This is a genomic window from Streptomyces bobili, from assembly GCF_002154575.1.
In the GTDB taxonomy this organism is placed as follows: domain Bacteria; phylum Actinomycetota; class Actinomycetes; order Streptomycetales; family Streptomycetaceae; genus Streptomyces; species Streptomyces bobili.
On the sequence record NZ_MUBA01000235.1, the window covers coordinates 1 to 9,300 of the forward strand.

Consider the following 9,300-nt stretch of genomic DNA (forward strand, 5'->3'; position numbering starts at 1 on the left):
CGGTGAGCGGATCGACATCGGCTGGGACCGTCCCGTCAGCATGCGGAGGTGGCCGACGTGATGGGCCGCCGCGCCGGAAAGAAGATCAAGGTGGTGGCCGTCCCGTCCGCCGTCGCCCGCGCCGCAGGAGCCGTCGCCAGCCGCTTCATACCCCTGATCAAGGACCTGGCCGCGATGTTCCACTGGTTCGAGACCGGCCGCTACGTCGCCGAACCGAGCCACCAGGAGCAACTGTTCGGCCCCGTTCCCACGGCCGAAGAGGCCCTAGCCCGGTTCACCGACGAGCCGCGCACAGCACCGCACCGCACCGGTGACAGGTCCGCATCCCGTCCCTCTCCGCCCGGCGGCCTGACCAGGATGCCTCGGGCTCGTCCCTCCTGGTCGAGAACCACTCCACGACCGTTCCGGCCGAGCCGAACGGGTGACGGGGCGCGCGCCCAGGGCTCCCTCAGTCGGGATGAGGGGGCCCGAAGCCCTGCGATGGCGGGGCTTCACCGGGTGTCCCCCATTGACGATCAGATGTCCGCACCTGACTGAGCGATTCGCCGGATGGCGACAGAAGATCGAGAGGTGCTGCGGCGACCACCTCGATGCGGGCCGCAGCGTGGCGACCCTGCGGGGCGTACTCGATAAGTAAGGAAGTGGCATGGACAAGCGTGCAGCGGCCGCAGGCGCCGCCTCTGCGTCGATGCGGGCGGTCGTCGTCTCTCAGCCCGGCGGCCTGGATGCCCTTCAGGTCACGACGGTGCCGATGCCCGAGCCGCAGCCCGGATGGGTGCGCATCAAGGTGAAGGCGTTCGGCGTCAACGAGTCCGAGGTCACCACCCGAAAGGGTGAATCGGACCCGGAGGTCACCTACCCGCGGATCCCCGGCATCGAGGGCGTCGGTGTGGTCGACCGGGCCGACGAGGAAAGCGGGCTGCGCCCGGGGCAGCAGGTGGCGACCATGATGGGCGGCATGGGCCGGTCCTTCGACGGCTCGTACGCGCAGTACGTGACTGTCCCCGCGGGACAGGTCATCCCGTTCGAGACCGGCCTCCCGTGGGAAGTGGCCGGCGCGCTGCCGGAGATGTTCCAGACCGCCTACGGCTCCCTCGCCACGGGCCTCGGTCTGCAGGCGGGGCAGACGCTGCTGATCCGCGGCGGCACCTCCACGGTGGGGCTGAGCGCGGCCACGATCGCGAAGGACCTGGGAGCCACCGTGCTGTCCACCACTCGCAGCCCGGAGAGGGGCGGGGAACTGCGGGCCGTGGGTGTCGACCATCCTCTGGTCGACAACGGCACCATCGCCGACCAGGTGCGCGAGCTGATGCCGGACGGCGTCGACGCCGTACTGGAACTGGTGGGCTGCTCGGTCCTCGCCGACACCTTCCGCACCGTCCGACGGCACGGCACCGTCTGCTTCACCGGAGCCCTGGCGGGCCAGTGGACGATCCCCGACTTCACCCCGTTCATGATCCCCAACGGGGTGCGGCTGACCAGCTACGCGGGCGGGGCCACCGACCTGCCCGCGCAGGTGTTCCAGCAGCAACTGCAAGCCATCGCCGCCGGGCGGCTCAAGGCCCCGGTCGCGAAGATCCACCACGGCCTGGAGCAGGTTCGCGATGCCCAGGCCGATGTCGAGGCCGGCACCACACCGGGCAAGCACGTCGTGCTGCTCGACGACTGAGAAGCACACCCATCCGCGCCGGCTGGAGGCGGCTGGCGGGAGCATGCACGAAAAGGAGACCGTCATGGGCGTCAACAAGGAAGAAATCTGCAAGACCATCCTGGAACTGGAGAAGTCCTTCAACGAGCGGTGGAGCGTCGGCGACAACCGCGGCTACCTCGACAACTACGCCGAGGAGATCAGCTACTTCGACCCGATCGAAAAGGACCTGGTCGTCGGCCGTGAAGCGACCGTCGCTCACATCGAGGCGATCTACTCCAATCCGCACATCGTGCGCAGCGAGTACCTCAACCCCGTCGTGCACGTCAGCGACGGCGGTGACTTCGCCGTCCTGGCCTACAACCTGAACACCTACGTGCTCGACGACAACGGCAACGAGCGGCAGTTGCGCGCCTGGAACGCCGCCGAGGCATACCGGCTGATCGATGACGAGTGGCGCATCGTGCACTCCAACTGGGCGTTCGCCCAGACCGCGACGGGCGCGATCGCGTCCTGACCGGGGATGCAGGATGACGCTCCCTCGGCCGGTGAGCAAGCGATCGAAGGAGGCGGCCGGCCCCGGCCCGGCCCTCGCTCCGGAGCCGATCAAGGCCGTGGCGGCCGTGGGGGGCTTGTGCCGCGCGCGCCTCACATGCCGGTCCTGGCTTCGCGGGCCGCGAAGGCGGCCGGGGTGAGACCGGTGTGGCCGCGGAGGAACCGTCCGAAGTTCGCCGGATCGGTGAAACCGAGATGGACGGCCACAGCTCGGGCGTCCCCACCGGCACCTCCCAGCAGGCGCCAGGCCTCGAGCAGCCCCCGCCCGTCGATGACCTCACGCGCTCCCTTGCCGGTGGCGTCCCGGGCCGCGCGGCTGAGGGTACGAAGCGAGCAGCCGAGCAGCCCGGCAAGTCCGCGGCCCGGTGCAGTTCCCGGAAGTGCAGCTTCCAGGACGTCCATGAACCGTGCGTACGTGTCCCCTCGGCCCGTGCCGCCCGCCAGCGCGCTGGGGGAGGTGACATCCGGGGAATTGGCAAGGCGCAGCAGGAGCGCTTCGAGCAGGCTGTGCCCCAGACCGGGCAGATGCAGGTCTTCGGGGACGCGCGGGCCAGCGCCCTGCTCGCGAAGGCCGCTGCGGCCGGGCTGAAGCCGAAGTCGGACGCCGAACTGTTGCCTGTGCTGCTGAAGTTGATCGGCTCGAACATCCCGGTCAGCAAGTGGCCGACCCAGATGAGGAAGTCCCAGCGCACTGAGCATGCCCGCGAGACGCCACCAGGCCGCCGCCGCGCAGACCGACCGGCCACCGGAGGGCCCGCTCAGGCCCGACCGGCCGATCCGCTCGTGCCGCTGCCGCTGCCGCTGCCGCTGTCGAGGAGGAGACGGCAACTGTCTTGAGCTGGCCGGGCCGGTCCGCCAGATGCGGGACGCGGACGCCGGTGAACGGCGCCGGCGGCGGGAGGCAGCAGGGGCGCGCCCGTCCCGCCGCCCGAGCGGGATCACAGTTTCCGGGCCCGGACGGTGTGCACGTTGATGGAGCTGTCCACATGCCAACCTGTGGAATACTCCGTCATCCTCCGCTGCCTCGGCCGCCACTGCTTCACGTATTCAGCGACCGTCTGGTGACCGAGTTTCCGGCGCGCCTCTGCAACGGACCGGGCCGGCTTCTCTTTATCCGCACAGTTCTGCGTAAGGCGCTCGATCGTGCCGTCCTGTGTGTCGTAGCCGGCCTCTTCACGCTGCTTGCCGAGAGCATCCCGGATCTGAATTGTGTACGGGTGCGAGCAGCGGAGTAGCAGCGTCTGATGACTCGCACCCGTAGGGGCAGGCCTGCCGCGGAGCGCCCGCGCCGCGGCGGAGGCCTGGGTGGAGCGGCGTGGCAGAGGAAGTCCTCCGCTGTAGCAAGGTCGTACGGCTGCTTCTGGCCGTCCTCTTCGATCGGGTGGGCTGCCTCTCCGTCTGCTACCTGCGGAGCAAGAGCAGATCACGGTGTGCGGGGCGGGAAGAGAGGTCAGGCCGTGGGGACGAGGCGCCACTGCTGGCAGTTGTTGTTCAGCCACGTCCACAGCCGTACGTCCGCCCCGTTCGCGGTGCCGCAGTTCGCGACGTCGGCGACCTTGCCGCTGTTCTCGTTCACGATCCGCACGTAGTCACCGGTGGCCGTGTAGACCAGACGGAACTTCTGGCAGTTGTTGTTCAGCCAGGACCACTGGGCGATGTCGGTGCCGTCGGCCGTCGCGCAGCCCGCGGTGTCCACGACCTTGCCGGTTGCGACGTTGACCAGCCGGTTGGTGTCGTTGCCGAGGTCCTCGACCCGCCATTTCTGGTTGGCACCGCCGTTGCAACTCCACTGGAAGACGTTGGTGCCGTCCGCAGTGTTGCCGCCCTCGACATCCAGGCACTTGCCGCTGTTGCGGTTCACCAGGGTGTACGCGGTCGGGGTCGTCGCCGTCTCCCCCGAGGGGCCGGGCAGCGTCGTGCCGAGCGCCACAGGGGTGCCGAAGTTCGGTGTGCCGTCCGCGTTCCAGGTGAACTTCTGCGCCCGCGTCGTACGGCCGTTGCCGCAGCCGCCGTTCGCGGCGTTGTTGGCGTGGTAGACGATCCAGTTCTCGGTGCCGTCCGGCGAGCTGAAGAAGCCGTTGTGGCCGGGGGCGTAGACACCTGCCGTGTCATCGCGCTGGAAGACCGGCGTCTGCTTCTTCGTCCAGGAGGAGGCCAGCCGGGGGTCGCTGCCGGTGAGCTCCAGCTGGCCCAGCTTGTAGTCGGCGGTCTGGCAGTTGGAGGCGGAGAAGGTGAGGAAGGTCCGGCCGTCGTGGTAGAGCGGCTCGGGTCCCTCGTTGACCGGGCCGCCCTGGGTCTCCCAGCTCAGGGTGGGGCTGGAGATGATGGTGAAGGGGCCGCTGAGCGTGTACGGGTTGCTCATCGGGGCGATGACCAGGCTCTGCGTGCTGCCGTTGATCTTGCCACTGCCCAGGAGGTACAGCTTGTCGTCGTGCTTGAGCACACTGGCGTCGATGAGCCAGCCCTGAGCGCCGGCCGGGCCGGGTGTGAGGCTGGCGTCGGTGAGGATGTTCTTGTACGTGTAGGGGCCCATGGGATCGGTGCCCGCGCTCTCCAGGACGTGGGTGCGCTGGGAGTCGCAGCAGGCGACGCCGCTCTGCGCCGCGGAGTAGTACAGGTACCAGTGGCCGTCGAAGAAGTGCAGCTCAGGTGCCCAGATGTTGGTGTTGCGGGTGGGGGTGGTGTCGCTGAAGACCTGGAGGCTGGCGGCCGTGGAGAGTCCGGCCAGGGTCGGCGACTTCCGCATGGTCAGCACACCGGTGAAGGACGTGGTGACCAGGTAGTAGTTGCCGTTGTAGTACTCGAGCCAGGGGTCGGCGCCCTTCTGCGATTTGATCGGGTTGGTGTACGGGCGGCCCTCGGCGGCGGCGGCCGGGGTAGTCGCTGACACCATGGCGATCAGTACGGCGAGCAAGCACAGGATCAGGGATCTCTGGCGTCCGGCGGGGGGCTGCTCTGACATCTTCGGCATGCGGGACCGTCCCTGTGCGTAATTTCGAACATGGTTCGTAAATTCGACCAAAACATAAGGGGGAGGCAACTCAGCGTCAACGGTTTCGCCGTATGCGATTGAGACGGTGTCGTCGTGGGCCTTGGCGAACACGGCTCGCCTGCCCGGACATCACGCGGGCCTGTGACCTGGCCCGCACCTTCCACGACCTGGTCACCCACCGCCGCGGGCACCTGCTGATGGACTGGATCCGCCAGGCCGAACAGGACGCTCCTGCACCTGTCCGTGGCTTCGCCGGGTTCCTCCGTCAGGACCTCGACGCCGTCACCGGCGGCCTCACCCCGGAATGGAGCTCTGGCGTCGTCGAGGGCAACGTGAACAGAGTGAAAACGATCAAGAGGAGCATGTACAACCGGGCATCCTTCCAGCTCCTCCGGATCCGCATCCTCACGCGACCAATGAGCTTCACGGAGTCACGTCGTGGGCCATCTGGGTCGTTACTGACGGCTGATTGCACGTGAGATGCCGGCGGCGACGGTCGTGGCCAGGAGCCACCCGGCGGCGATCAGCGCGTAGGCGAGGCATTGCCCAGTGTCTCGTGGTGCGAAGGCAGCTTCCTGTCCGAAGGCGGAAAGCGGGACGAGCAGGTCGAGGGTGTAGAAGACGGCGTTGAAGGGCGGTGCCTTCTCTGCATCGAGGGGGGCGGGGGGATGCGCTCCGAAGAAGAGTGCGCCGCAGGCGAGCAGAGCCATGAGCCAGAGGCCGGCTCGGAGTGGCCGGTAGCCGTAGCCGACGGTTGCGTCCTGGATGTAACCCCAGACGCGGGTATGAAGGGGGAGCATGTCACGGCGATGGCGTTGCTTGGCGAGGAGCACCGTGCGTGCTTCGTCTTCGTGTCCGAGCCGTCGGTAGGCGGCTGCGAGCTGCTCGTACGGCTGCGGGAGGTAGCCGTCGGTGCTGCGCCGGAGCCAGTCGAGCCGTTCGGCGGCTGTCAGAGGGGAGGCGAGGGCATCGTAGGTGGTCTCGGCCAGACGAAGGTCACAGGGCCAGGTGTTCGGGGTGTCGTACAGGGTGCCCAGTTGGGCGTTACTTGCGTCGACGATGCCGTCGATCGGCTGCTGGGTGCGCAGATCGGTCTCCCGGGCCTGGGCCAGCCGTAGGGACAGGGCGATGCCGCCGGGGTTCGTCAGGGTGGCGTCGCGAAAGCTGAGTTGCGTACCGATGCGGCTGCCATCGAGCTTGATGCCGCCGTCGATGGTGAGGCCCAGGCCGAGATCGAAGTTGCGGGCGACGGTAACGTCGACGGCTTCCAGTGCGATGTCACCGGGGTTGCTCAGCCGGGCGCCGCAGAAGCCGATGGCCGCCGCGACGGTTGCACCCGAGAGGATGATCCGTCCCTCGGCGCTGAAGCCCGGGTGGAAGGTGAAGTCCTCGGCGATCTGGGCGTGGTAGGCGTCCAGGGCATGGCCACCCGGGTTGCGCAGGGAGGCGCCCTCCAGGTCGAACTCGCCGGAGATGGCGGCGCCGGAGAGGCGGAAGGCTCCCTGGACGGCCATGTTGGCGCACAGCACGTCGCCGCCCGCGATGAGGCGGGCTGCGGATATAGCCTCGGCCCCGGGCGTGGTGATCACGGTGTCGCGGAGGTCCAGGTCGCTGTGGATTTGGGCGCGGGTGAGTACAAGGGGTCCGGTCAGGTGGCAGCGGGTCAGGACCAGCCGGCCGTCGATCTGTGCGGTGTCCGCGGCGAGACCCGGCAGGGCGCAACCGGTGAGGGTCAGCTCGCGGATCCTGGCGCCCTGGAGCGAGGGCACTTCGTCGAAGTGGCACTCGTTCAGGACGATCGGGACGGAAACCTCGACGAATCGCAGGTCCAGCCTGCCCGTGATATGGGCACCGGTAAGGCGCAGTGCCGGGCGGTCGCCCGGGGCGGGATCGGTGCCGGCACCCAGCAGCAGCGCCGTAATGACCTCGGCCCGTACTCCCGGTTCCGCGGCTGACGAGCCGTCGCGGACGTCTACCGCTCCGCCCTGGGCGAAGAGGTTCCACAACTGGATTTCGCCAGCGTTGAGTTCGTCGATACGCATGACCGACGATCTTCCCTGGGCGGACCAGCCCAGGACAAGACCCGGTGAAGCCCCCGCCCACTCAGACGAGGCAGTCAGGGGCTCGCCGGTGCGAAACAGGACCCTTCACGAAACTGCGGTCAGAACCAGGTTCGGGGAGCCTCATCAGGGCAGGCTCCGTCGCCGAGCTACCGGCCCGGCATGCTTTCTGTTGTCTTCCTCCAACTGGAGCCCGGCTGCTCTGCTCGTAGCAAGGGCCGGGTCTGAGGCATGGGCGAACTCTGCCCTGCCTGTGGTGCTTCGGTGCGGCTTCAGAGGCGGCGGTATCTCCTTGCCGTGCGATAGCGGTGCCAGCGTCGGCGTAGCCAGTCACCTGCTTCACCTACGGCGAGCAGGAATGCTGCGGAGGCGGCGCACGCCACGGGTGAGGCGCTCTGGTCGGTGGCCCGGCCAAGAAGCCACAGGCCCATGGTCAGGAGGAGCCACCATGCGGTGAGCGACCAGATGAGGCGCCTGAGGCGGGTGGGGTTCGTCATCGGGTGGTGGCCTGGACGCGGTGAGCGACGGCCACGATGACCAGCACGCAGCCGGCACACGTGAGCAGCCCTGCGAGTGCGGTGGTGGCCAGGGTGACCATGGTCGAGGCGCCGGCCAGGTGGGGGAGGGTGTTGAGAGGTGCCGCAGTGTAGAAGGCGAGGAGGGCGATGCCCCGGGGGTGCATCGGTGCCAGGCGGGAATGCAGGCGCTGCGGTACCTGGCCGGTGAGCAGTGCGATCCCGGCGGGCAGCAGGGCGAGGGAGAAGACGGCGAGGCCAGTCCACTGCCAGATCATGTGAAGTCGCGGTTCCTGTCGTGGTGAGGACTGGACGTTCTCTCGCGGCGGGTCGCCGTCAGCATGACGAGGCCCGCCGTGAGCATCACCAGGCCCAGGGCGAGCAGGGGAAGGCCGGGGCCGGGCAGGACGTAGAGTGCGGCTCCGGCCGTCGTGAGGAGCGCGCCGATGATCGTCAGGATGGAGCCGATTCGGGGTGCAGGCATGGTGCTTGGTTACTCCTTACTGCTAGGACGGCTGCTTGGGCGGATGGGTACGTCATGGGCGGCTGCCGCTGCTGTCGAGGGTCATCCGCTGTCCCTGCCGATCAGATAAGCGCTCAGGGCGCCGGCGAGCAGGGCCCAGGCGAGGGCGGCCCACCCGGCCTGGTTCCAGCCGAGTGCCGTCACCGTCACTGCCACGACACCCGCGGCCGCCATCGCCCGCCCCTTCGTGACGAAGGTCCAGTCGCGGCGGGCGCTGCCTGGCCGCCGGATCTCGGTGAAAGTGTCGCGGATGACGAGAGCCGCCACGGTGATCACGGGCATCAGCACCGATGTCTCGTCGGCCATCAGGCGTCCTCAATGCTGTGCCTGGTGGCGGCCGGGCCTTGAGTCTGCTGGTAGATATCGGGTATACCGTCCGCGTCCGCGTCGACGGTTTCGGCTTCGTACAGGCGCCGGTAGATGGTGTTGCGGCGGCGCAGCAGGGCGGCGGCGAGCAGTGCGGCGAGCNNCACCGACAGGCCCAGCACGTCGGCCCAGGCCAGGGCGGGATTGAGGCGGGCGCGGGTGAAGCGTGCGGCCAGGTACGTTGCGGCGAAGATGCCCAGAGTTTTGCCGGCGACCAGACCGATGACGACGCCGAGGGGCTCGGGGCTGGTGAAGACCTCGCTCAGAGCTGCTCCGGTGATGCTCACGCCGGCGGCGAACAGTGCGAACAGGGGCACCACGATGCCGGCCGACACCGGGTGCGCCAAGAGCGCGACCCGGGCGGCGGGGGACTCCTTCTCACCAGGGTCGGGGGTGGTGCGCAGGATCAGCCCCATGGCGACCCCGGCGACCGTGGCGTGGACCCCGCCGTTGTACATCAGCGCCCAGACGGTGAGGCCGAGAGGGACGTACCACCACCAGCCGCGTACCCGCGCCCGCTGGAGCAGGTGGAAGGCGACCAGTCCGGCGCCCGCCCCGGCCAGCGCCCACGGATTCAGGTCGGAGGGGAAGAACACCGCGATGATCAAGATGGCGCCCAGGTCGTCGACGACCGCGAGGGT

General features: G+C 68.7%; 13 protein-coding genes. 4 read left to right on the forward strand and 9 right to left on the reverse strand.

Features of this window, described 5'->3' with window-relative positions:
- The coding region (locus BZL64_RS40625) for a hypothetical protein (protein WP_208639475.1) at positions 1–222 on the reverse strand (222 nt) is incomplete at its 3' end.
- A 466-nt stretch (positions 223–688) separates the two neighbouring features.
- On the opposite strand from BZL64_RS40625, the gene BZL64_RS19680 reads away from it, so the two are divergent.
- A complete protein-coding gene (locus BZL64_RS19680) occupies positions 689–1,669 on the forward strand; it encodes an alcohol dehydrogenase catalytic domain-containing protein (RefSeq protein ID WP_208639477.1) in 981 nt (326 codons plus the stop codon).
- A 64-nt stretch (positions 1,670–1,733) separates the two neighbouring features.
- A complete protein-coding gene (locus BZL64_RS19685; protein ID WP_086770509.1) occupies positions 1,734–2,165 on the forward strand; it encodes a YybH family protein in 432 nt (143 codons plus the stop codon).
- Positions 2,166–2,296: 131 nt separating this feature from the next.
- On the opposite strand, the gene BZL64_RS19690 is transcribed toward BZL64_RS19685, so the two are convergent.
- Positions 2,297–2,605, reverse strand: coding sequence for a helix-turn-helix domain-containing protein (locus tag BZL64_RS19690; RefSeq protein WP_425276057.1), 309 nt, complete (start codon positions 2,603–2,605; stop codon positions 2,297–2,299).
- A gap of 123 nt (positions 2,606–2,728) precedes the next feature.
- Here BZL64_RS19690 and BZL64_RS19695 point away from each other — a divergent pair, with 123 nt between their 5' ends.
- Positions 2,729–3,040, forward strand: coding sequence for a hypothetical protein (locus BZL64_RS19695; protein ID WP_244205407.1), 312 nt, complete (start codon positions 2,729–2,731; stop codon positions 3,038–3,040).
- 613 nt (positions 3,041–3,653) lie between these two features.
- Here BZL64_RS19695 and BZL64_RS19705 read toward each other — a convergent pair.
- Positions 3,654–5,165 (reverse strand): family 43 glycosylhydrolase, encoded by a 1,512-nt coding sequence (locus BZL64_RS19705; protein WP_086770515.1) that lies wholly within the window; start codon positions 5,163–5,165, stop codon positions 3,654–3,656.
- Between the two features lie 101 nt (positions 5,166–5,266).
- Here BZL64_RS19705 and BZL64_RS39075 point away from each other — a divergent pair, with 101 nt between their 5' ends.
- Positions 5,267–5,674: a transposase gene (locus BZL64_RS39075; protein WP_107430326.1), complete on the forward strand. Its 408-nt coding sequence runs from the start codon at positions 5,267–5,269 to the stop codon at positions 5,672–5,674.
- Here BZL64_RS39075 and BZL64_RS19710 read toward each other — a convergent pair.
- From BZL64_RS19710 to BZL64_RS19735, 6 genes are all read right to left on the reverse strand, one after another.
- A complete protein-coding gene (locus BZL64_RS19710) occupies positions 5,651–7,237 on the reverse strand; it encodes an oxidoreductase (RefSeq protein WP_086770510.1) in 1,587 nt (528 codons plus the stop codon). The two genes, BZL64_RS39075 and BZL64_RS19710, sit on opposite strands and share 24 nt — an antisense overlap.
- 290 nt (positions 7,238–7,527) lie before the next feature.
- Positions 7,528–7,752 carry a hypothetical protein gene (locus BZL64_RS19715; RefSeq protein WP_086770511.1) on the reverse strand — a complete coding sequence of 75 codons (225 nt, stop codon included), beginning with the start codon at positions 7,750–7,752 and terminating at the stop codon, positions 7,528–7,530.
- Positions 7,749–8,048: a hypothetical protein gene (locus BZL64_RS19720; RefSeq protein ID WP_086770512.1), complete on the reverse strand. Its 300-nt coding sequence runs from the start codon at positions 8,046–8,048 to the stop codon at positions 7,749–7,751. Before BZL64_RS19720 ends, BZL64_RS19715 begins: the two co-directional genes overlap by 4 nt.
- Positions 8,045–8,254 carry a hypothetical protein gene (locus tag BZL64_RS19725; protein ID WP_086770513.1) on the reverse strand — a complete coding sequence of 70 codons (210 nt, stop codon included), beginning with the start codon at positions 8,252–8,254 and terminating at the stop codon, positions 8,045–8,047. Before BZL64_RS19725 ends, BZL64_RS19720 begins: the two co-directional genes overlap by 4 nt.
- 81 nt (positions 8,255–8,335) lie before the next feature.
- Positions 8,336–8,599, reverse strand: coding sequence for a hypothetical protein (locus tag BZL64_RS19730; protein WP_086770514.1), 264 nt, complete (start codon positions 8,597–8,599; stop codon positions 8,336–8,338).
- The coding region (locus tag BZL64_RS19735) for a Na+/H+ antiporter NhaA (RefSeq protein ID WP_208639476.1) at positions 8,599–9,300 on the reverse strand (702 nt) is incomplete at its 5' end. The genes BZL64_RS19730 and BZL64_RS19735, both read right to left, overlap by 1 nt.